Origin of the sequence: Pseudomonas siliginis, from assembly GCF_024072275.1 — a bacterium.
GTDB classification, from domain to species: Bacteria; Pseudomonadota; Gammaproteobacteria; order Pseudomonadales; family Pseudomonadaceae; genus Aquipseudomonas; species Aquipseudomonas siliginis.
The window spans coordinates 5479005-5501901 of the sequence record NZ_CP099598.1; the positions used below are offsets into that span (position 1 = coordinate 5479005).

The following is a 22897-nucleotide window of genomic DNA, read 5'->3' on the forward strand; positions in this document are numbered from 1 at the left end:
TGGGCCTGCTCGCGATAACGGTGTGTCATTCAATATTCATGTGTCTGAAACTCCGCTATCGCGAGCAGGCTCACTCCTGCAAGGGCTTCAGGGGTGGGCTGCGGACTGCGCCACCTCCAAATGCGGGCCGCTGCCTTGGCGAAATGTCGCGTATACGCGACTTTGAGTAGCAAATGTCACCGTAGCGGTACACCGCTTATCATTTATCAGCCTTTTCCTTTCTACCGCTTGATAAAGGATGACGCTTCAAACCCGAACCGACCGAGTCATTCAACGCAACCATGCGCCCGATGTCCCATTCGCGTTGCATCCTTGCAAACAATTCAACGTCTATCCGTGGTCGGTGAATCAAAAGCGCCTGACTCATTGCCTCGGCTATCCGGTCGACGATCAGTGCTGGCTTATCCACAGCGCAGTGTTTACGACCAAACTCAATCAACTGCTGACGATCCGGATAAGCTTTGGCCTTGTTCATCTTGATGGCGAGAGTACGGTCAACCAGCGATCGCCCGGTCCTGGGGTTGTAGTTCTCGTATACGGTTGTCGTCGTGACATCGTATACCGGCGCCAACTGCACCGTTTCAGAGGCCGCGGGGTGCGTGTAGGTCACCCCGAAGTTTTTCAAATGCGCATCGCCGTTACGCACCATGACCGAAAGACAGACGGATGAAAAAAATCGTTCCAGTTCTCGTATCGGGTCGGCATGCCTGCATACCTGACGGATCACTGCAGCAAGGGTTTCGTAGCTCTGCGAATATTTATAGTTGTCGTGGGGATCCTTGTTTAACCCCAGCAGCACCGCCATGTCTTCAAAGCCAAGGCGATCAGACGCTGTCAGATCAAAACGCTCCATGACAAACAGCTCACCGTTATCGGAAAGCCAGAAAGGCGGCGTGTACAGTCCAGCCAGCCGCGCTGCTTCCAGACACAGAAACTCGTTTTGAGCCAGGTGCTCATACTCTTCCGCTCCTGATTTGACGATAAGGTCGGAGCTGATCACTGTTTTTCGGCTACCAGTCAGTTTGTCCAGATCGGGCACCAGAACCTTGGGCTGAACACCTGAAATCCCCGATTCGAAGTAGGTTTCGACCAAAAAACCGAAAACATGCTGAGAGGTGTCCGCCGACAGGATCTCCTGCAGGCCGACCTGCGCACGAACAGAGCCTGAAGGTTCTACCGGATTCTCATACGTGAGGCGACCGATCTGATTACCGCCAATGACGGACAACAGGCGCATTTCATCCACTTGCATATGCTTGGCCATGCGCCGCTTGATTTGGTCGGCCAGATATCCCTCAGGCACATTCATATCGAAGATGGGCTGCAATACGCTGCTCACCGACGGTGTCGGGTCATAGGGCATGACCAGGGAAACTTCCTTGAGTGGCGACGCTGACTGGTAAGCGAATGAAAACTGCGAACCTTTGGACAACTCGCCGGAATGGCCCTGAGGCGTCATGACATTCAGTCGTTTCACCTTACTCATCATGCTCTACCAATTCGGCGAGTGATTTGAGATCGATTCGGTTATCGACAATCTCCAACGCCATGCCTAACGCGGCAATAACTCTAAACACCGTATAAAAAGCGACGTTTTCGCCTGCTTCTAGATCGATGATGGTTTTGCGGCTGCAATGAGCCCTATGCGCAAGCAGCGCTTGACTGTAGCCCTTGGCTTTGCGCAATTGGCGAATACGCTGGGCAAACGTTGCTGGGTTATCGAGAAGCAAAATGTCACCCATATCGGACTTTAAATAGATTATTACCAGTAAAGTCCCCTTTAGGTGACATTTCAAGCAAAAGGATGCCGATGTCTTGTCACAACGCTTCCACCACAAAAAAACCCGCCTCTCGGCGGGTTTCTTTTTAATCAGCTCAACGCTCAGGCTCAGTTGACCTTGGCGTTCAACTCACCCTTCAGATAACGCTGGTACATCGCTTCCAGCGAGATCGGTTTGATCTTCGAAGCATTGCCGGCAGTACCGAACGCTTCATAACGAGCGATACATACATCGCGCATTGCGGTCACGGTGGCGCCGAAGAATTTACGTGGGTCGAATTCGCTCGGGTTGGTGGCCATCAGGCGACGCATGGCGCCAGTGGAGGCCAGGCGCAGGTCGGTGTCGATGTTGACCTTGCGCACGCCGTGCTTGATGCCTTCGACGATTTCTTCAACCGGGACGCCGTAGGTTTCTTTGATATCGCCGCCGTACTGGTTGATGATCGCCAGCCACTCTTGCGGAACCGAAGACGAACCGTGCATCACCAGGTGGGTATTCGGGATGCGCTTGTGGATTTCCTTGATGCGGTCGATCGCCAGCACGTCGCCGGTGGGTGGCTTGGTGAACTTGTAGGCACCGTGGCTGGTGCCGATGGCGATGGCCAGGGCATCGACCTGGGTGCGCTTGACGAAGTCAGCGGCTTCTTCCGGGTCGGTCAGCATCTGGCTGTGATCCAGAACGCCTTCAGCGCCGATGCCGTCTTCTTCACCGGCCATACCGGTTTCCAGCGAACCCAGGCAGCCCAGCTCGCCTTCAACCGAGACGCCGCAGGCGTGGGCCATGGCTACGGTTTGTTGGGTAACGCGGACGTTGTAGTCGTAGTCGGTCGGGGTCTTGCCGTCTTCGCCCAGCGAGCCGTCCATCATCACCGAGCTGAAGCCCAGTTGAATCGAGCGCTGGCAAACGTCAGGGCTGGTGCCATGGTCCTGGTGCATGCACACCGGGATGTGCGGAAATTCTTCGATCGCGGCCAGGATCAAGTGACGCAGGAACGGTGCGCCGGCGTATTTGCGGGCGCCGGCCGAAGCCTGGACGATCACCGGGGAGTCAGTCTTGTCAGCGGCTTCCATGATGGCGCGCATCTGCTCAAGGTTGTTGACGTTGAAGGCTGGAACGCCGTAGCCGAACTCGGCTGCGTGGTCCAGCATCTGGCGCATGCTGATAAGTGCCATTGTGTGTGTCTCTCCCGGTTGAGGGTCGTTGATCGTGCCAGCCTGCCGGAGCGGCGGCGGCTATTCAAGTTAATGCAGATCGGGGGTTGAGGCCCGACCTGGTGATTCGGTAAAGCAAATTCCAAGAACTACACAGATCCCCTGTGGGAGCGAGCCTGCTCGCGAAAGCAATCTTGCAGTCGCTGATGCAGTGCCTGCCAGGCCGCTTTCGCGAGCAGGCTCGCTCCCACAGTAGAACTGTGGTGTGTCAATTACTGCGCCTTGCAACCACGGCCAATCAGGTCATTGGTGGCGAACCAGTACACCAGGCCTTCGTCACCCTTGACGTGAAACGCCAGCATGCCGTCGCTGTACAGCGTGCCCGAGGCGCCCGGCTCTTCTTTCAGGCGATAGACCTGATCACCGCCGCCGAGGCGAACGTCGACTTCCTTCTGGCCGGCATCGGCGTAACGCCAAAACACCTTGGCCTGACTGTCGCAGGTCCAGGTCGTCCAGTTGTCTGCCGGGGCCGACGACTGAAACAGGTTCAACTGCGCGCAACCACCCAACAATGCCAACGCCGCAACGGCGATCAAGCCTTTCATCCGTGTTCCTCGGCTGACGACGCATGCCGCCAGCCCTGAGTTAAAGAGTCAGACCCGTCAAGGACAACCATGTTCCTTGACCGGGGTTTGCGTCTCGTATTTGTCCAGGCCGTCCGGCCCCGAGCGCTTGTTCAGCACCGGGTTGGTTTCGGCCTGCCAGTCGGCCTGATAACAGCCCTTCTGCGGCTCGCTCGGTGCTGGCGTCGCGTCAGCCTTCGGGGTGCTCCCGCAGGCCGCCAGCGTACCGGTCAGCAACAACAGCGCTAACGACTTGACCATGTGAACACTCCTTTGCCTGGCCAAACGGGCGGCCTCAGGCCTTGGCCCGGCTTTCCAGGACTTCAACGGCAGGCAGCACCTTGCCCTCGACGAATTCGAGGAACGCGCCACCACCGGTGGAAATGTAGGAGATCTGCTCAGCCACGCCATATTTATCGATCGCCGCCAGGGTGTCGCCACCGCCCGCGATGGAGAATGCCGAGCTTTCGGCGATAGCCTGGGCCAGCACTTTGGTGCCGTTGCCGAACTGATCGAACTCGAACACGCCAACCGGGCCGTTCCACAGAATGGTTTTCGACGATTTCAGCAGCTCGGCGAAATTGGCTGCAGTTTGCGGACCGATGTCGAGAATCATGTCGTCAGCCGCCACGTCAGCGATCAGCTTGACGGTCGCTTCAGCGCTTTCGGCAAATTCCTTGGCGACCACAACGTCAACCGGCAACGGTACGCTGACTTTGGCAGCGATTTCACGGGCGGTGTCGAGCAGGTCCGGTTCGTACAGCGACTTGCCGACCGGGTGACCAGCCGCCGCGAGGAAGGTGTTGGCGATGCCGCCGCCGACGATCAGTTGATCGCAGATCTGGCTCAGGCTGTTCAGCACGTCGAGTTTGGTCGACACCTTGGAGCCGGCAACGATGGCTGCCATTGGCTTGGCCGGCGCGCCGAGGGCTTTGCCCAGTGCATCCAGCTCAGCGGCCAGCAACGGGCCGGCGGCAGCGACTTTGGCGAACTTGGCTACACCATGGGTCGAACCCTCGGCGCGGTGAGCAGTACCGAAAGCATCCATCACGAACACATCGCACAGGGCTGCGTATTGCTGGGCCAGGTCGTCGGCGTTCTTCTTCTCGCCCTTGTTGAAGCGTACGTTTTCGAACAGCACGATGTCGCCAGCCTTGACCTCCACGCCACCGAGGTAGTCAGCCACCAGCGGCACTTCGCGGCCCAGCGCTTTGCTCAGGTAGTCGGCGACAGGTTTCAGGCTGTTTTCGGCGGAGAACTCGCCTTCGGTCGGACGGCCCAGGTGCGAGCAGACCATCACCGCCGCGCCTTTTTCCAGGGCCAGCTTGATGGTCGGCAGCGAAGCCAGGATGCGCGCGTCGCTAGTGACAACACCGTCCTTGACGGGGACGTTGAGGTCTTCGCGGATCAATACGCGCTTACCTTGCAGATCGAGGTCGGACATCTTCAACACGGTCATGGGTCGCACTTCCTACGGTTTTTTTGAAGTTGCTGTTTGCAGATAGTGATCTGCAACGTCCAGCATTCGGTTGGCAAAACCCCACTCGTTGTCGAACCAGGCCAGGATGTTCACCAGTTTGGGGCCGGAAACTCGGGTCTGGCTGGCATCGACGATGGCCGAATGTGGGTCATGGTTGAAATCACAGCTGGCGTGCGGCAACTCGGTATAGGCCAGAAGGCCTTTGAGCGGGCCGCTGGTGGCGGCTTCGCGCAGGATCCGGTTGACCTCATTGGCGTCAGTCGCCGTGGCGGTCTGCATCGTGATGTCGAGGCAGGACACGTTGACTGTCGGCACGCGCACGGCTTTGGCCTGAATTCGCCCGGCAAGTTCCGGCAGCAGGCGCTCGATACCGCGCGCCAGACCAGTGGACACCGGGATCACCGACTGGAACGCCGAACGCGTGCGGCGCAGGTCTTCGTGGTGATAGGCGTCGATCACTGGCTGATCGTTCATCGCCGAGTGAATCGTGGTGATCGACACGTAATCGAGGCCGATCGCCTGATCGAGCAGGCGCAGCAGCGGCACGCCGCAATTTGTCGTGCAGGAGGCATTGGACACCAGCAGTTCGTCGCCGGTCAGGCAGTCCTGATTGACGCCGTAGACGATGGTGGCGTCGACATCCGCTTCGCTGGCCATCGGCTGCGAAAACAGCACGCGCGGTGCGCCGGCGTCGAGAAAACGCTGGCCATCGGCACGGGTGTGGTAAGCGCCGGAGCACTCAAGCACCAGATCGACGCCCAGCGACGCCCAATCGATGCCTTCGGGGGTGGCACTGCGCAGGACCTTCACGCAGTCGCCATTGATATGCAGACAATCGCCTTCAACCCGCACTTCGCCGGGAAAGCGGCCGTGGGTGGAGTCGAAGCGTGTCAGGTATTCGATGCTGGCCATGTCGGCCAGATCGTTGATCGCGACAATTTCAAACCCGGCCTTAGCGCCGCGCTCGAACAACGCCCGCAAGACGCAACGACCAATCCGGCCGTAGCCGTTGAGTGCAACTTTGTAGGGACGCGGTTGAGGCATGGGGTTCTCGATAGATTCGCTAACAACACAACCCCATGTAGGAGCTGACGAGTGAAACGAGGCTGCGATCTTTTGATCTTGTTTTTAAGATCAAGATCAAAAGATCGCAGCCTTCGGCAGCTCCTACAGGGGAACGCGGCGGCCAGGGCCACCGCATTCGTACTGCTTAGTCTTCCAGCAGCTCTTCAGCCTGACCGAGGATGTTTTCCAGGGTGAAGCCGAACTCTTCGAACAATGCCGAAGCCGGCGCCGACTCACCGTAGGTGGTCATGCCGATCACACGACCTTCCAGACCCACGTACTTGAACCAGAAATCGGCGTGGGCCGCTTCGATGGCGATACGCGCGCTGACCTGCAATGGCAGAACCGACTGCTTGTACTCCGCATCCTGAGCATCGAACGCGCTGGTGCAAGGCATCGAAACCACGCGAACCTTGCGGCCCTGCTCGGTCAGTTTGTCGAAGGCCTGTACGGCCAGACCGACTTCCGAACCGGTGGCGATCAGGATCAGCTCAGGCTCGCCTGCGCAGTCCTTGAGCACATAACCACCACGGCTGATGTTGGCAATCTGGCCAGCATCGCGTTCCTGGTGCTGCAGGTTCTGCCGGGAGAAGATCAGCGCCGACGGGCCGTCCTTGCGCTCCAGAGCGTTTTTCCAGGCCACTGCCGATTCCACGGCATCGGCTGGACGCCAGGTGTCGAGGTTCGGCGTGCTGCGCAGGCTGGTCAATTGCTCGATCGGCTGGTGCGTCGGGCCGTCTTCGCCCAGACCGATGGAGTCGTGGGTGTAGACGTGAATCACGCGCTTCTTCATCAAAGCCGACATACGTACGGCGTTGCGCGCGTATTCCATGAACATCAGGAAGGTCGCGCCGTAAGGCACCAGACCGCCGTGCAGGGCAACGCCGTTCATGATCGCGGTCATGCCGAACTCGCGCACGCCGTAGTACATGTAGTTGCCGCTGGCGTCTTCAGCGCTGACGCCTTTGCAGCCTTTCCACAGGGTCAGGTTGGAGCCGGCGAGGTCAGCCGAACCGCCGAGCATTTCCGGCAGCAGCGGGCCGAAAGCGTTGAGGGTGTTCTGGCTGGCTTTGCGGCTGGCGATGGTTTCGCCCTTGGCGGCGACTTCGGCGATGTAAGCCGAGGCTTTTTCCGAGAAGTCGGCCGGCAGTTCGCCGCTCAGACGACGGATCAGCTCGTTGGCTTCAGTCGGGAATGCAGCGGAGTAGGCGGCGAAACGCTGATCCCACTCGGCTTCGACCGCGCGGCCAGCTTCTTTGGCGTCCCACTCGGCATAGATCTCGGCCGGAATTTCGAACGGGCCGTAGTTCCAGTTCAGCGCCTGACGGGTCAGGGCGATTTCCGCGTCACCCAGTGGGGCGCCGTGGCAATCTTCCTTGCCCTGCTTGTTCGGCGAACCGAAACCGATGGTGGTCTTGCAGCAGATCAGCGTCGGTTGAGCGCTCTTGCGTGCGGTTTCGATGGCGGTCTTGATCTCTTCCGGATCGTGGCCGTCGACGTTGCGGATCACCTGCCAGTTGTAGGCTTCGAAACGCTTCGGCGTGTCATCGGTGAACCAGCCTTCGACTTCACCGTCGATGGAAATGCCGTTGTCATCGTAGAAGGCAATCAGCTTGCCCAGGCCCAGCGTGCCGGCCAGGGAGGCGACCTCGTGGGAAATGCCTTCCATCATGCAGCCATCACCGAGGAACACGTAGGTGTGGTGATCAACGATGTTGTGGCCGGGACGGTTGAACTGCGCGCCCATGACTTTTTCAGCCAGGGCGAAACCGACGGCGTTGGCCAGACCCTGACCCAGCGGGCCGGTGGTGGTTTCGACGCCCGGGGTGTAACCGAATTCCGGGTGGCCTGGAGTGCGGCTGTGCAGTTGACGGAACTGCTTGAGGTCGTCGATCGACAGGTCGTAGCCGGTCAGGTGCAGCAGCGAGTAGATCAACATCGAGCCGTGGCCGTTGGACAGCACGAAGCGGTCACGGTCGGCGAACGACGGGTTGCTCGGGTTGTGCTTGAGGTAGTCGCGCCACAGCACTTCGGCAATATCTGCCATACCCATAGGGGCACCGGGATGGCCGCTGTTGGCTTTTTGCACGGCATCCATGCTGAGGGCACGAATGGCGTTGGCACGCTCACGACGGCTAGGCATCGCTGATCTCCTGGGTGTGAATAGACTGAAACGGAAAAAAGGAGGGCATTTTCCCTCACCCATGCGCCTCGGGGCAATGACAGATAGTCATCGGCAGGCGTTTTTCCAATCGATAGCACAGGTTTCGCTTGGTGAAACCTTTCCGCTATTCGTTTGTAGAGACTGCCGTCCGCCGAGAAGTGCCATTTATCGAGCAATATCAAAACTTTTTGATATTGACCTTGCGGTGCCTTGTCCCCGTCTCTAGACTGCCAGCCCTATGAACTTACGCGTGCCTTCCATTCGCCATGACGATTGCGACGAGCTGGCGGCCCTGTGCAAGGCCGGCGGCGATCCGCTGCGGCTGAATGTATTGCGCGCGCTGGCCAACGATTCGTTTGGCGTGCTGGAGCTGGCGCAGATTTTTGGCATCGGCCAGTCGGGCATGAGCCATCACCTCAAGGTGCTGGCGCAAGCCGATCTGGTGGCGACACGCCGTGAGGGCAACGCGATTTTCTATCGTCGTGCCCTGCCCCACAGCGAATTGCTCGGCGGCAAGCTGCACGCGGCATTGCTGGAAGAAGTCGACAATCTGGATCTGCCTGATGAAGTGCAAGCACGCATCGAGCAGGTTCATGGTCAGCGTGCCGCCGCCAGCCGGGACTTTTTCGCCCGGGTCGCGGAGAAATTCCGTGCCCAGCAAGATTTGATCGCAGGCCTGCCGCAGTACCGTGACAGCGTGCTGGCCCTGCTCGACAAACTGAACTTCGATGGTGCAGCCACGGCCATTGAAGTCGGCCCCGGCGATGGTGCTTTTCTGCCGGAACTGGCCCGTCGTTTCGGCACCGTAACCGCGCTGGACAACAGCCCGGCGATGCTCGAACTGGCGCGTCAGGTGTGTGAACGTGAACAGTTGGCTAACGTCAGCCTGCAATTGGCCGATGCATTGAACGGCACAAGCCTCAAGGCCCATTGCGTGGTGCTGAACATGGTCCTGCACCATTTCGCCGCTCCGGCCGATGCGCTCAGGCACATGGCCGATTTGCTGCAACCGGGCGGTAGCCTGCTCGTGACAGAGTTATGTAGCCACAACCAGAGTTGGGCCAGGGAGGCCTGCGGTGATCTCTGGTTGGGGTTTGAACAGGACGATCTGGCCCGTTGGGCCACCGCTGCGGGACTCGTTCCCGGGGAAAGCCTCTATGTAGGCTTACGTAATGGTTTCCAGATCCAGGTTCGCCACTTTCAGCGACCGGCTGGCGACACTCACCATCGGTAAATTCAGGAAAACATCGAGATGAGCGAATACTCCCTCTTCACCTCCGAGTCCGTGTCTGAAGGACATCCGGACAAAATCGCCGACCAGATTTCCGATGCGGTGCTGGACGCCATTATTGCCCAGGACAAACACGCTCGCGTGGCCGTGGAAACCCTGGTCAAGACCGGCGTGGCCATCGTTGCTGGTGAAGTGACCACCAGCGCCTGGGTCGACCTGGAGCAGATCGTTCGTGACGTGATTTGCGACATCGGCTACACCAGCTCCGAAGTCGGCTTCGACGGCGCGACCTGCGGCGTGATGAACATCATCGGCAAGCAGTCCCCTGACATCAACCAGGGTGTCGACCGCGCCAAGCCTGAAGATCAGGGCGCCGGCGACCAGGGCCTGATGTTCGGTTACGCCAGCAACGAAACCGACGTTTTGATGCCAGCGCCGATCACCTTCTCGCACCAGCTGGTGCAGCGTCAGGCTGAAGCACGCAAGTCGGGCCTGCTGCCGTGGCTGCGTCCGGATGCCAAGTCGCAAGTGACCTGCCGTTACGAAGGCGGCAAGGTTGTCGGCATCGACGCTGTGGTTCTGTCGACCCAGCACAACCCGGAAGTGTCGTACAAAGACCTGCGCGAAGGCGTGATGGAGCTGATCGTCAAGCACGTACTGCCTGCCGAACTGCTGAGCAAGGACACCCAGTTCCACATCAACCCGACCGGCCAGTTCATCATTGGTGGCCCGGTAGGTGACTGCGGTCTGACCGGTCGCAAGATCATCGTCGACAGCTACGGCGGCATGGCCCGTCACGGCGGCGGCGCGTTCTCCGGCAAGGATCCATCGAAGGTTGACCGTTCGGCTGCCTACGCAGGCCGTTACGTGGCCAAGAACATCGTTGCGGCCGGCCTTGCCGAGCGTTGCGAGATTCAGGTGTCCTACGCGATCGGTGTGGCCCAGCCTACGTCGATCTCGTTGAACACCTTCGGCACCGGCAAGATCAGCGATGACAAGATCATCAAACTGGTGCGTGAAGTGTTCGACCTGCGTCCATACGCGATCACCACCATGCTCGACCTGCTGCACCCGATGTACCAGGAAACCGCAGCCTACGGCCACTTCGGTCGCGCGCCGCAGACCAAGACCGTTGGCGAAGACAGCTTCACCACGTTCACCTGGGAAAAAACCGACCGCGCCGACGCCCTGCGTTCCGCCGCTGGCCTGTAATACCCTGGCTGCAAGAAAGCCCCGCACGGTTCGCGCCGTGCGGGGCTTTTTCATGCCTGACAGATTTTTGAGATCCCTGCGGGAGCGAGCCTGCTCGCGAAGGCGCCCGCCCATGCAACGTCAATTCAGAATCCGGAAACACCTCGAAAAACACCCCCGGTAACGCATTTCGAATCCTCACCTACCCTTCAAATATTACCCCCGAGCAAGGACGCTCAACGATGCTCTTCACACTGCGCCTGTTGCTGGCCTTCCTGCTGGCACTCATCACCCTTGTCAGCCAAGCCAACTGTCCGAACTGGGATCTTTCCCAAGCCCAACGCGAAATCACCAGCCTGCAAAACCGGATCGACCAATGGGACGACGCCTATCACCGCGAAGGCCGTTCATTGATCAGCGACGAACTCTATGACCAGTCCCGACTGCGGCTGAAAGAATGGCAAGCCTGTTTCAACCAACCCACATCCCCGCAGCCGTTGCGCACCGCGTCCGGCACGGTCACCCACCCCATCGCCCACACCGGCCTGGACAAGCTGCACAAAGTCGAAGACGTCGCCCACTGGTTGCGTGATCGCCAGAACGTCTGGGTGCAACCCAAGGTCGACGGCGTGGCTGTCACGCTGATCTACCGCCAGGGGGTATTGCAGCAGGCGATCAGTCGCGGTGATGGGGTCAACGGCCAGGACTGGACAGCCTCCGCGCGCAGGATTGCAGCCATTCCGCAACGATTGAGGCAGCCACGGGATCTGCTGGTACAGGGCGAACTCTATTGGCGCCTGAGCGCGCATGTTCAATCACAGTCCGGCAGCGTCAATGCCCGCGCCACCGTCGCCGGGCTGATGGGACGTAAAACACTCGATGTTGAACAGGCCGCCGGGATCGGCCTGTTTGTCTGGGACTGGCCGCAAGGTCCTGTGCGGCTGCCGGAAAGATTGTCCGAACTTCAGACATTGGGGTTCGCCACAACCGAGCCCTATACCCAGCCCGTCACCCGATTCGAAGACGCGCAAAAATGGCGCGAGCACTGGTATCGCTCGCCACTGCCCTTTGCCAGCGACGGCGTGGTGCTGCGTCAGAGCCAACGGCCACCCGCCGAACGCTGGCAGGCTCGCGCGCCGTATTGGGCGATTGCCTGGAAATACCCGTTCGCCCAGGCATTGGCCGAAGTGCGCAAGGTCAACTTCAAAATCGGCCGCACCGGGCGGATCACGCCGGTGCTGGAACTGCTGCCGGTCAGACTCGATGACCGCGAAATCAAACGGGTCAGCGTCAGCTCGCTCAAGCGCTGGCAAACCCTCGACATCCGCCCCGGCGATCAGGTGGCAATCAGTCTGGCCGGGCTGACCATTCCGCGCCTCGACAGTGTCGTGCTGCGCACCAGCGAACGGGCGGACATCAACATCCCCGATGCTGGCGACTACCACGCCCTGAGCTGCTGGCAACCGACGCCGGGGTGTGAAAGCCAGTTTCTCGCGCGTCTTACCTGGCTCAGTGGCAAGCAGGGCCTGGCCATGCAGCATGTCGGTCGCGGCACTTGGGAGAAACTTTTGGAAACAGGCCGTCTGAAACACCTGCTGGATTGGCTGACCCTCGATGCGTCAGAGCTTGCTAACATTGCCGGCCTCGGCGAGCGCAGCAGCGCACGGCTGATCGACAGTTTTCAGGGCGCGCGGCAACAGCCGTTCGCTCGATGGTTGAAAGCGCTGGGCATGCCGCCGACCGGACAGGCACAACTGGACGATTCGTGGCAGGCCCTGGCACAACGCGACACTGAACAATGGCAGGCAGAAGCCGGTATCGGCCCGGGACGCGCGGCGCAACTGAGCGCATTCTTTCGCGACCCGCAGGTACTGGCTTTGAGTGACACCCTGAAAGCCGCCGGAATCGACGGCTTCTGAACCTGCAATCCCCGCCCGGCGGGAACCCAACGGCCGGCCAGACGCTCCAACAGCGCAGTGCCCTCCCACCCCGATTGCCTTTGCACATGGAGCTTTTATGAAATTTCTCGCACCGCTCGCCCTGCTTACTCTTTGCGGCGTCATGGCCGCCCCGGTCATGGCCGAAGAAGACGGCCCGGGCCTGACCGGTTGCGCTGCCAAGAAGCAGGGCATCATCAATCAGATCGAACAGGCCAAGTCGCGCGGCAACATGGAGCAGCAGGCAGGCCTGGAAACCGCACTGCGTGAAGTGAACGAACATTGCACCGACGCCGGGCTGAAGAAAGAGCGTGAGAACAAGGTGCTTGAGGCCAAGCATGAAGTCAGCCAGCGTCAGGCGGACCTCGACAAGGCCATGAAGAAGGGCGATCCGGAGAAGATCAACAAGCGCAAGGAAAAGCTCGCCGAGTCGCGCAAGGAACTGCAGGAAGCGCTGGACGAGATCGATAAGTAACCCAAGCCCTGTGGTGAGGGGATTTATCCCCGTCCGGCGGCGAAGCCGTCGCAAATTCGACTGGTCGGGTCCGACTGAAAAAACTCGGTTATATGGTTTTTGGGCTGCTTCGCAGCCCATCGGGGATAAATCCCCTCGCCACAAGGTACTCAGCAGCCTCAGGAATCAATGATCGCGAAACTCTTTATGGCAAGCACTGCAGGCATCCTCGACTTTCTGCACTGCCGGTCCGAGATTGCTGGCCTTGTACGGCTGAACCTGACTGGCGACCACCAGTTCACCGGTTGCCGCTTCGAGGGCGCGGGCCAGTTGCTGAAAACGCGCCTGTTTCTGCCAGACATCATCCTTGGCGCTGGTGTGATCTTCCTCGCGCACCTGCGGAAAATGCTTCCACGGTTCATGGGCCAACGCATCAAGTCTGACCGCGCCCTCGGCAAATTTCGGTCCGTCGAAGGCAATGCGCCCACGCAACATGCCGCCGAGGTCTTCGCTGGTCTTGAGCATCTGCTTGAAGATGGCCTTGCGCTGGCCCAGCGGCGAATTCGGGTCGACGCCGCCACAGGCGGACAAGGTCAGACAGGCCAGCAATACAACAGCAATTGGTTTCAGAGTCATGATGGCTTCAGGTCGCGGAAATCGGCGGCCAGTATCCTAGGCTCACCGCCAAACACCAATAGCCCTATTAAAAATACGGGTTGGTCGAGCGCATGGAGCTCTCGGCCAATCGGCACAGGAATCACTCCATGAACAGCCGCTTCACGGCCTGGCGTCACCCGCTTATCGTCACCCTTCCACTGCTCGCCATCCTCGCCGGTTGCACAGGCGGCGACAGCGCCAAACCAAAAACCCATGCGCTGGCCACCTATTCCAGCGCGACCTGGGAAGCCTTGCCCGCGGTCTCCGACAGCGATCTGGTCGCCGGTTTCGGTTCCTGGCGCAGCGCGTGCACCCGACTCAAAGCCGACGCAGTCTGGGGGCCGACCTGCGCTGCGGCGGCGAATGTGCCGCAAAGCGCCGCCGAGATTCGTGCATTCCTCAAGCAGAATCTCGATGTCTACGGCCTGCGCGCCGAGAACGACAACCCCAACGGCCTGATCACTGGCTACTACGAACCGGTGTACCCCGGCAGCCTGACGCCAACCGCAACGGCGAACGTGCCGGTGTATGGCGTGCCGGAAGACATGATCATCGTCTCGCTCGACAGCATCTACCCGGAATTGAAAGGCAAGCGCCTGCGCGGCCGCCTCGAAGGACGCGTGCTCAAGCCTTACGACGACGCGGCGACCATTGAATCCAATGGCGTGAAAGCGCCAGTGGTCGCCTATCTGACTGATCCGATGAACCTGCAATTTCTGCAGATCCAGGGCTCGGGCCGGATTCAGACCGAGGACGGCAAACAGCTGCGCATTGCCTACGCCGATCAGAACGGCCACCCGTACCGACCGATCGGTCGCTGGCTGGTCGAGCAAGGCGAGCTGAAGAAAGAAGACGTGACCATGACCGCGATCAGCAACTGGGCCAAGGCCAACCCCACGCGCATTCCGCAACTGCTGGCCAGCAACCCGAGCTACGTGTTCTTCACCCGCAACCCGGACAGCAACGAAGGCCCGCGCGGCTCGCTGAACGTGCCGTTGACCGCCGGCTACAGCGCGGCAGTGGATCGCAAAGTAATTCCGTTGGGCAGTCTGTTATGGCTGTCGACCACCAAACCGGATGGCACCCCACTGGTGCGCCCGGTCGCGGCGCAGGACACCGGCGGCGCGATTGCCGGCGAGGTGCGCGCGGATCTGTTCTGGGGCACCGGCGATGCGGCCGGGCAACTGGCCGGGGACATGAAACAGCAGGGGCAGATCTGGATGCTCTGGCCTAAAGGAAAAGAGTTGCCGCAAGTGCCGCAGGTGGCGGATACACCGAAGCAAAAGTCTTAGGTTCTTCGTGGTCTGATCCATCGCTTTCGCGAGCAGGCTCGCTCCCACATCTGGAATGCATTCCATGTGGGAGCGAGCCTGCTCGCGAAGAGGCCGGCAGCAACAGCCGATAGTCAGATCGACACAAAGAAGAACGAAGCAATCAGCCCCATCCCGATAAACCACACCACCGAACGCAGTGCAGCCCAGTCAGCCAGGTAGCAAATGATGTACAGCAGGCGACTGGTGATAAACAGCACGGCCAGCACATTGACCGTCACCAGCTCCGCAGTGCCGACCAGATGCGCAACGATCACCGCAGCGGCAAACGCGGGCGTTACTTCAAAGCTGTTCAGTTGCGCGGCGTGGGCGCGACGGGCGACGCCATCGACGCTGTCGAGAAAGTCCCGTGGATCGTAATTGTCCTTGAGGCGGAAACCGCCGGTGGCCTTCGCCACGATCGTGCACACGTACGGCAGGAAAATCGCGATCAACACACACCACAGAGCCACTGTCATAACGTCGTCCTTTTTTCGATTGGAGAAATTGGCGAGCGGTCAGAACTTCATCACCAGCATGCCGATCAGCACCTGCCCACAGGCTAAGAGCAGCGCCCGGCCGAAAGGTTCTTTCAGCTGGATATAACACGGCAATTCCAGTGAGCCGTCGATTAGTCAGATTATTGATTCGCCATGTGTCAGCAGCTGTTTATACTGCAACCCACCACGCCGTACTCAGCTGCACACCAAAAACTCCAATAAAAGCTGCCTGCTCCGCTTTCTTCGAAAACGGTCGCTGGCACGCGTATGCCTGATCAAAGCGTCAAGACTACCGACAGAGACCTTGCGCATGCCCCTCGCTTTACTTGCACTCGCCGTTGCCGCATTCGGCATCGGCACCACCGAATTCGTCATCATGGGCCTGCTGCCCGACGTTGCCCGCGATCTGGCGGTGAGCATTCCTCATGCCGGGCTGCTGATCACCGGTTACGCCCTGGGCGTGGTGTTCGGCGCACCGATCCTGGCGATCGGCACCGCCAATATGCCGCGCAAAGCGACACTGCTGGGCATGACGCTGATGTTCATCCTCGGCAACGTGCTCTGCGCGCTCGCGCCGAACTACGCGACGCTGATGGCGGCGCGCGTGGTCACGGCGCTGTGTCATGGCGCGTTTTTCGGCATTGGCTCGGTGGTTGCCGCCGGCCTGGTTGCGCCGAACAAACGCGCGCAAGCCATTGCCATGATGTTCACCGGCCTGACCCTGGCCAACGTGCTCGGCGTGCCACTCGGCACAGCGCTGGGCCAATACGCTGGCTGGCGCTCGACCTTCTGGGCGGTGTCGGTGATCGGCATTGTGGCGGCGTTGGCGCAATGGTTGTGGTTGCCCAAACACATCGCGATGGACAAGGCCAATCTCGCCAGCGAATTCAAAGTGCTGGGCAAGGCCAACGTCTTGTTGGCGCTGGGCATGAGCGTGCTGGCCTCGACCAGCCTGTTCAGCGTGTTCACGTATATCGCACCGATCCTGCAAGACATCACTGGCGTCAGCCCCCACGGCGTGACGGTGATGCTGCTGTTGTTCGGCGTCGGCCTGACAGCGGGCAGCATGCTCGGCGGGCGTCTGGCCGATAGCCGCTTGCTGCCGTCACTGGTCGGCGTGGCACTGGCAGTTGTGGTGATTCTGGCGGCGTTCAGCCAGACCAGCCGTGCGGTGATTCCGGCGGCGATCACTCTGGTGCTGTGGGGAATTTTCGCTTTTGCGCTGTGCCCGATTCTGCAGCTGCTGATCATCGATCAAGCGCATGAAGCGCCGAATCTGGGTTCGACGCTGAACCAGAGCGCGTTCAATCTGGGCAACGCAGCAGGTGCCTGGATTGGCGGACTGGTGGTTGCCAGCGGCGCGGATCTGGCGGATCTGCCGTGGACCGGGGCGCTGGTTGGCGTGCTGACGGTGCTGACGGCGCTGTTGTTCATTTACCTGCAACGTCGGCAGGCGAGTGCGGTCAATGTGACTGGCTGATCGTGGTGTGTCAGATAGAGCCCTACCCTAGCCCTCTCCCGAAGGGAGAGGGGACTGATCGGGGGATGCTCGATACCCACGCCGACTTGAACGTGCATTGCTGAATCCATAATCGACCCGATCGTCCAGGTCGATGCACCTCGCCAGACACCTCGGTCAGCTCCCTCTCTCTCGGGAGAGGGCTGGGGTGAGGGGGTTGTTGTTGAGCATGACGCGCCATTCGAATGTGCCCTCAGCCAACCCCGCCCCATCAAACCCCTGCGTCCAACCTCCGGTCGCGCTCCATTCACCCTTCATCCAAAGGACCCCGGATGCTTGAACTTGTCGCCGCTTTCATCTGCCTCACCACCCTCCTGACCTTCGTCAATTTCCGCTTTATCGGCCTGCCGCCGACCATCGGCGTGATGGTTACCGCCCTGCTGTTCTCACTGCTCCTGCAAGGCCTCAGCGTCCTCGGCTTTCCCGGCCTCGAAGACCGCGTGCAGCAACTGATCGGCCAGATCGATTTCGGCGATCTGCTGATGAACTGGATGCTCTCGTTCCTGCTGTTCGCCGGCGCCCTGCACGTCAACCTCAATGATTTGCGTAGCTACCGCTGGCCGATCGGCCTGCTGGCGACCTTCGGCGTGTTGATCGCCACCGTGGTGATCGGCAGCCTGGCCTTCTACATTTTTGCCCTGTTCGGCTGGCACGTGAGTTTCCTCTACTGCCTGTTGTTCGGCGCGCTGATCTCACCGACCGACCCAATTGCGGTACTCGGCGTGTTGCGTACCGCCAACGCTTCGAAGCCACTGAAAACCACCATCGTCGGCGAATCACTGTTCAACGACGGCACGGCGGTGGTGGTCTTCACCGTGCTGCTGGGCATCGCGCAACTGGGCGAAACCCCGACCGTCAGCGCCACGGCCATGCTCTTCGTCCATGAGGCCATTGGCGGTGTGTTGTTCGGCGGGCTGATCGGTTATCTGGTCTATCGGATGATCAAAAGCGTCGAGCAGCATCAGATCACCGTGATGCTGACCCTGGCCCTGGTGATCGGTGGCTCGGCGATGTCCACCGAGTTGCACGTCTCGGCGCCGATTGCGATGGTGGTGGCCGGTCTGATCATCGGGAACCTCGGGCGCAATCTGGCGATGAACGACATGACCAGGCGCTATCTGGACGGTTTCTGGGAATTGCTCGATGACATGCTCAACGCGCTGCTGTTTGCGCTGATCGGCATGGAGTTGTTGCTGCTGCCGTTCAACTGGCTGCACATGGCCGCCGCAGGTCTGCTGGCGGTGGCGATTCTGTTGTCGCGCCTGCTTACCGTGGCGCCGGCGATCCTGCTGCTGCGGCGCTGGCGCTCAGTGCCGGCCGGCACCATCCGCATCCTCACTTGGGGCGGTTTGCGCGGCGGTGTTTCGGTGGCACTGGCGCTGGCGCTGCCGCTGGGCCCGGAGCGCGATCTGCTGCTGAGCATCACCTACATCGTCGTGCTGTCGTCGATCCTGCTGCAGGGCCTGACCATCGGCAAACTGGTCAAGCACGCGACGCGCAACGAGCCCGCGAGCGTGGCTGAGCCAGCCCACCACTGATCATTTCTTGATCGACTGCGGATCGGGCTTAACAGCCTGATCCGCAGATTCCTTCGGCGCACCGCTTTCGCTGCGAATCTGCGCATGGCTGATCAGCGCGAAGATAAAGCTGCCGCCGATGATATTTCCTGCCAGCGTCGGCCCGGCGAACACCGCCCAGAAATCACTCCACGGCAACTCGCCGGCAAACACCAGATAGGACACTTCCGCCGATCCGACGACGATATGGGTGAAGTCGCCCAGCGCCATGAAGTAGGTGATGAGGATGATGATCCACATCTTCGCGCTCTCCATGGAGGGGATCATCCAGACCATGGTGGCGATCATCCAGCCGGAGACGATGCCCTTGGCGAACATCTGACTGGCGCTGTGCTCCATGACCTTGCGGCCGATCTCGAGGAAGGCGACGTCGGTCTTGCTGTCGAAAATCGGCAGTTCCAGCATCACGTAGGCGACCAGAATCGTCCCGCAGAGGTTGCCGACCAGTACCACTGTCCACAGACGGATCAGTCGCAGGAAGTTCTTCAGCGTCGGCTTGGTCATCACCGGCAGCACGGCGGTCAAGGTGTTTTCGGTGAACAGCTGCTGGCGGGCAAGGATCACCGCGAGGAAACCGGCGCAGTAGCCGAAGCTGGCGATCACCTTGAATTCATCGCCATCGGGCAGACGCGAATTGAGCAGGCCCATGCCCATCAGGGACAGGCCCATGGTCAATCCTGCCGCCAGCGCCGACCACCACAGCGCGGCAATGCTGCGCTCCAGTTCCTGGTCGCCCTGGGTGCGGATGATTTCATGCAGAACGGCCGCGCGCGGCGGCTGGCTCTTCTCGACTTCGTGCTGCTCCTTGGCCGAGAGGTCGGGGGTCTTTTCGCTGGTGGGGGTGGTCATGGCGTGGCAACCGGTGGGGGGCGATGTAGCTACGACCGTTGCGCTTGGGAATACGTTCTGTAGGCGCGGCGCAAATCTCTGGATGCACGCCAATCCAGGGTAGGAGCTGCCGAAGGCTGCGATCTTTTGATTTTGATTTTCAGAAACAAGATCAAAAGATCGCAGCCTTCGGCAGCTCCTACAGGGCTCGCATTACTCGCTGACGGCTTCGTCATCCTTGAACTGGTCTTTCACGTATTTGATCTCGGTCCGCCCGTGCGGCGCCGGCAGGCCGTCTTCGCCGAGGTTGACGAACACCATTTTCTCGACGGTCAGGATGCTCTTGCGGGTGATCTTGTTGCGCACTTCGCAGGTCAGGGTGATCGAGGTGCGGCCGAATTCGGTGGCGGTGATGCCCAGTTCGATGATGTCGCCCTGGCGCGAGGCGCTGACGAAGTTGATTTCCGAGATGTACTTGGTCACCACGCGCTGGTTGCCCAATTGCACGATGGCGTAAATCGCCGCTTCTTCATCGATCCAGCGCAGCAGGCTGCCGCCGAACAGGGTGCCGTTGGGGTTGAGGTCTTCGGGTTTAACCCATTTGCGGGTGTGGAAATTCATGTTCACTCCTGAGCGCTTGCCGAAAGATGCGCCCATCTTGGCAGACTGCTCAGTCAGGCTCCAGGCAGCTGCGACTATGGTCGCCATTGGCGATCTTCATCTGGCCGACAGAAACCCTTTGGAAGATCAGCCCGGGCGGCTATAATCGCCCCCGTTTCAAAAAACGGTAACGTTCATTGGCTACCGTTTTCCCGCCACCTGTCCGAGGGGCGCTGCAGCAGGTTCGACCTGTCAGGCTCGGATGGGGCGTTGACCGGCTCACGCCGGACACTAAACGCACAACGGCGCCCATTCGCATACATTACGAATGGAGGCTCTTCATGAGCGCTGTCAACACGCCTGCCGATTTTACCGATTACAAAGTTGCCGACATGTCCCTGGCTGCCTGGGGCCGTCGCGAAACCATCATCGCCGAATCGGAAATGCCTGCCCTGATGGGTCTGCGCCGCAAATACGCTGCCGAGCAGCCGCTCAAAGGCGCAAAAATCCTCGGCTGCATCCACATGACCATTCAGACCGCCGTGCTGATCGAAACCCTGGTTGCCCTGGGTGCCGAAGTACGCTGGTCGTCCTGCAACATTTTCTCCACTCAGGATCAGGCCGCTGCCGCTATCGCTGCCGCCGGTATCCCGGTGTTCGCCTGGAAAGGCGAGACTGAAGAAGAGTACGAGTGGTGCCTGGAGCAGACCATCCTCAAGGATGGCCAGCCATGGGACGCCAACATGATCCTCGACGACGGCGGCGACCTGACCGAGCTGCTGCACAAGAAATACCCGCAAGTGCTCGATCGCGTTCACGGCGTGACCGAAGAAACCACCACTGGTGTACACCGTCTGCTGGACATGCTGGCCAAGGGCGAGCTGAAGATCCCGGCGATCAACGTCAACGACTCGGTGACCAAGTCCAAGAACGACAACAAGTACGGCTGCCGTCACAGCCTGAACGATGCGATCAAGCGCGGCACCGACCACCTGCTGTCCGGCAAGCAAGCGCTGGTCATCGGTTACGGTGACGTGGGCAAGGGCTCGGCCCAGTCGCTGCGTCAGGAAGGCATGATCGTTAAAGTCTCCGAAGTTGACCCGATCTGCGCCATGCAAGCCTGCATGGACGGCTTCGAACTGGTGTCGCCGTTCATCGACGGTATCAACGACGGTTCCGAAGCGAGCATCGACAAAGCGCTGCTGGGCAAGATCGACCTGATCGTGACCACCACCGGTAACGTCAATGTTTGCGACGCGAACATGCTCAAAGCCCTGAAGAAGCGCGCCGTGGTCTGCAACATCGGTCACTTCGACAACGAAATCGACACCGCTTTCATGCGCAAGAACTGGGCATGGGAAGAAGTGAAGCCACAGGTGCACAAGGTTCACCGCACCGGCGCTGGCAGCTTCGATCCACAGAACGACGATTACCTGATCCTGCTGGCCGAAGGCCGTCTGGTGAACCTGGGCAACGCCACCGGTCACCCGAGCCGCATCATGGACGGTTCGTTCGCCAACCAGGTTCTGGCACAGATCTTCCTGTTCGGCCAGAAGTACGCCGACCTGTCGCCAGCGCAGAAAGCCGAGCGTCTGACCGTTGAAGTGCTGCCGAAGAAACTCGACGAAGAAGTGGCCCTGGAAATGGTTCGCGGCTTCGGCGGCGTGGTCACCCAACTGACCAAGCAACAGGCTGACTACATCGGCGTCACCGTCGAAGGCCCGTTCAAGCCGCACGCCTACCGCTACTAACAGGCGCTGAATGCTCGCTCTCCCTGTGGGAGCGAGCTTGCGCGCGAAGGCGGCTTATCATTCAACATCCGTGTTGTCTGACCCAGCTCTTCCGCGAGCAGGCTCGCTACCACACCGGATTGCAGCGCCTCGAAGGTACTTGTTTCCAAGGGTATGACCATGTCCCAAGACCGTCGCTACAGCTTCGAGTTTTTCCCGACCAAGACCGATGCCGGGCAAGAAAAGCTGCTCGCCACTGCCCGCCAGTTGGCCACCTACAACCCTGATTTCTTTTCCTGCACCTACGGCGCTGGCGGTTCGACCCGTGATCGCACGCTCAACACCGTGTTGCAGCTGGAAAGCGAAGTCAAAGTACCCGCCGCACCGCACCTGTCGTGCGTCGGTGACAGCAAGGACGACCTGCGCGGCCTGCTGAACGAATACAAGGCTGCCGGCATCAAGCGCATCGTTGCCCTGCGTGGCGACCTGCCGTCCGGCATGGGCATGACCAGCGGTGAGCTGCGTCACGCCAATGAACTGGTGGAATTCATTCGTGAAGAAACCGCCGATCATTTCCATATCGAAGTCGCGGCTTACCCGGAGATGCATCCGCAAGCACGCAACTACGAAGACGATCTCGCCAACTTCGTGCGCAAGGCAAAGGCCGGTGCCGACAGCGCGATCACCCAGTACTTCTTCAACGCCGACAGCTACTTCTACTTCGTCGACCGTTTGCAGGCGCTGGGCGTGGATCTGCCGATCGTGCCGGGGATCATGCCGATCACCAACTACAGCAAACTCGCGCGCTTCTCCGATGCCTGCGGTGCGGAAATCCCGCGCTGGATCCGCAAGCAGCTGGAAGCCTACGGCGATGACACGCGAAGCATTCAAAGCTTTGGCGAACAAGTCGTCAGCGAAATGTGCGAACGCCTGCTGCAGGGCGGCGCACCGGGGCTGCACTTCTACTCGATGAACCAGGCCGAACCTAGCCTGGCCATCTGGAACAACCTCAAGCTGCCGCGCTGAAGGTTTTCCATGCGATAAAAAAGGCCCTCACCGGGCCTTTTCACTGAAAAGCACAAATGGAATATTGTCGTCG

At 60.1% G+C, this 22897-nt stretch carries 21 protein-coding genes and 1 riboswitch; of the genes, 9 read left to right on the forward strand and 12 right to left on the reverse strand.

Annotation, left to right across the window (positions count from 1 at the left end):
• Positions 1-199 precede the first annotated feature (199 nt).
• The 8 genes from NF676_RS25185 to tkt form a co-directional block, all read right to left on the reverse strand.
• On the reverse strand, positions 200-1486 hold the full coding sequence (locus NF676_RS25185) for a type II toxin-antitoxin system HipA family toxin (RefSeq protein WP_095181356.1): 1287 nt from the start codon (positions 1484-1486) through the stop codon (positions 200-202).
• Entirely contained in the window at positions 1479-1742 is a 264-nt protein-coding gene (locus NF676_RS25190; protein WP_024014619.1) for a helix-turn-helix transcriptional regulator, read from the reverse strand. The genes NF676_RS25185 and NF676_RS25190 overlap by 8 nt, the downstream gene beginning before the upstream one ends.
• A gap of 146 nt (positions 1743-1888) precedes the next feature.
• Entirely contained in the window at positions 1889-2953 is a 1065-nt protein-coding gene (gene fba, locus NF676_RS25195) for a class II fructose-bisphosphate aldolase (protein ID WP_008081027.1), read from the reverse strand.
• A gap of 251 nt (positions 2954-3204) precedes the next feature.
• Entirely contained in the window at positions 3205-3537 is a 333-nt protein-coding gene (locus tag NF676_RS25200) for an MliC family protein (protein WP_252886919.1), read from the reverse strand.
• Between the two features lie 57 nt (positions 3538-3594).
• Entirely contained in the window at positions 3595-3816 is a 222-nt protein-coding gene (locus tag NF676_RS25205) for a hypothetical protein (RefSeq protein ID WP_016772786.1), read from the reverse strand.
• Positions 3817-3850: 34 nt separating this feature from the next.
• A complete protein-coding gene (locus NF676_RS25210) occupies positions 3851-5014 on the reverse strand; it encodes a phosphoglycerate kinase (protein ID WP_016772785.1) in 1164 nt (387 codons plus the stop codon).
• 12 nt (positions 5015-5026) lie between these two features.
• Positions 5027-6079 carry an erythrose-4-phosphate dehydrogenase gene (gene epd / locus NF676_RS25215; RefSeq protein ID WP_042606605.1) on the reverse strand — a complete coding sequence of 351 codons (1053 nt, stop codon included), beginning with the start codon at positions 6077-6079 and terminating at the stop codon, positions 5027-5029.
• 166 nt (positions 6080-6245) lie between these two features.
• Positions 6246-8243 (reverse strand): transketolase, encoded by a 1998-nt coding sequence (gene tkt, locus NF676_RS25220; RefSeq protein ID WP_150743450.1) that lies wholly within the window; start codon positions 8241-8243, stop codon positions 6246-6248.
• A 259-nt stretch (positions 8244-8502) separates the two neighbouring features.
• Here tkt and NF676_RS25225 point away from each other — a divergent pair, with 259 nt between their 5' ends.
• The 4 genes from NF676_RS25225 (at position 8503) to NF676_RS25240 (ending at position 13098) form a co-directional block, all read left to right on the forward strand.
• Positions 8503-9498: an ArsR/SmtB family transcription factor gene (locus NF676_RS25225; protein WP_056786470.1), complete on the forward strand. Its 996-nt coding sequence runs from the start codon at positions 8503-8505 to the stop codon at positions 9496-9498.
• Positions 9499-9516: 18 nt separating this feature from the next.
• Positions 9517-10707 (forward strand): methionine adenosyltransferase, encoded by a 1191-nt coding sequence (gene metK, locus NF676_RS25230; protein WP_024014624.1) that lies wholly within the window; start codon positions 9517-9519, stop codon positions 10705-10707.
• 221 nt (positions 10708-10928) lie between these two features.
• The gene (ligB, locus tag NF676_RS25235; protein ID WP_252886920.1) at positions 10929-12605 is read left to right on the forward strand and encodes an NAD-dependent DNA ligase LigB; all 1677 of its coding nucleotides are present in this window, start codon (positions 10929-10931) and stop codon (positions 12603-12605) included.
• Positions 12606-12702: 97 nt separating this feature from the next.
• Positions 12703-13098, forward strand: coding sequence for a DUF1090 domain-containing protein (locus NF676_RS25240; protein WP_016772779.1), 396 nt, complete (start codon positions 12703-12705; stop codon positions 13096-13098).
• A gap of 165 nt (positions 13099-13263) precedes the next feature.
• Here the strand turns inward: NF676_RS25240 and NF676_RS25245 are convergent, their stop codons facing one another.
• Positions 13264-13713: a c-type cytochrome gene (locus NF676_RS25245; RefSeq protein ID WP_095181353.1), complete on the reverse strand. Its 450-nt coding sequence runs from the start codon at positions 13711-13713 to the stop codon at positions 13264-13266.
• Between the two features lie 128 nt (positions 13714-13841).
• On the opposite strand from NF676_RS25245, the gene mltA reads away from it, so the two are divergent.
• Positions 13842-15026, forward strand: coding sequence for a murein transglycosylase A (gene mltA / locus NF676_RS25250; RefSeq protein ID WP_252886921.1), 1185 nt, complete (start codon positions 13842-13844; stop codon positions 15024-15026).
• Between the two features lie 113 nt (positions 15027-15139).
• Here the strand turns inward: mltA and NF676_RS25255 are convergent, their stop codons facing one another.
• The gene (locus NF676_RS25255; protein WP_024014628.1) at positions 15140-15523 is read right to left on the reverse strand and encodes an MAPEG family protein; all 384 of its coding nucleotides are present in this window, start codon (positions 15521-15523) and stop codon (positions 15140-15142) included.
• Between the two features lie 331 nt (positions 15524-15854).
• On the opposite strand from NF676_RS25255, the gene NF676_RS25260 reads away from it, so the two are divergent.
• Both NF676_RS25260 and NF676_RS25265 read left to right on the forward strand, forming a co-directional pair.
• Positions 15855-17024, forward strand: a complete 1170-nt coding sequence (locus NF676_RS25260) for an MFS transporter (protein WP_150743445.1) — start codon at positions 15855-15857, stop codon at positions 17022-17024.
• Positions 17025-17335: 311 nt separating this feature from the next.
• Positions 17336-18601: a cation:proton antiporter gene (locus tag NF676_RS25265; protein WP_024014630.1), complete on the forward strand. Its 1266-nt coding sequence runs from the start codon at positions 17336-17338 to the stop codon at positions 18599-18601.
• Here NF676_RS25265 and NF676_RS25270 read toward each other — a convergent pair whose 3' ends face one another.
• Together NF676_RS25270 and NF676_RS25275 are read right to left on the reverse strand one after the other, a co-directional pair.
• The gene (locus tag NF676_RS25270) at positions 18602-19489 is read right to left on the reverse strand and encodes a formate/nitrite transporter family protein (protein ID WP_041476959.1); all 888 of its coding nucleotides are present in this window, start codon (positions 19487-19489) and stop codon (positions 18602-18604) included. It abuts the gene before it with no gap.
• A 192-nt stretch (positions 19490-19681) separates the two neighbouring features.
• Positions 19682-20089, reverse strand: a complete 408-nt coding sequence (locus NF676_RS25275; RefSeq protein WP_071173389.1) for an acyl-CoA thioesterase — start codon at positions 20087-20089, stop codon at positions 19682-19684.
• A 198-nt stretch (positions 20090-20287) separates the two neighbouring features.
• A riboswitch (S-adenosyl-L-homocysteine riboswitch) is annotated at positions 20288-20386 on the forward strand.
• A gap of 23 nt (positions 20387-20409) precedes the next feature.
• Between NF676_RS25275 and ahcY the strand changes: the two genes are divergently transcribed.
• Both ahcY and metF read left to right on the forward strand, forming a co-directional pair.
• Positions 20410-21819 (forward strand): adenosylhomocysteinase, encoded by a 1410-nt coding sequence (gene ahcY, locus NF676_RS25280; protein ID WP_016772771.1) that lies wholly within the window; start codon positions 20410-20412, stop codon positions 21817-21819.
• 159 nt (positions 21820-21978) lie between these two features.
• On the forward strand, positions 21979-22824 hold the full coding sequence (gene metF, locus NF676_RS25285; RefSeq protein WP_056786871.1) for a methylenetetrahydrofolate reductase [NAD(P)H]: 846 nt from the start codon (positions 21979-21981) through the stop codon (positions 22822-22824).
• Positions 22825-22897 lie beyond the last annotated feature (73 nt).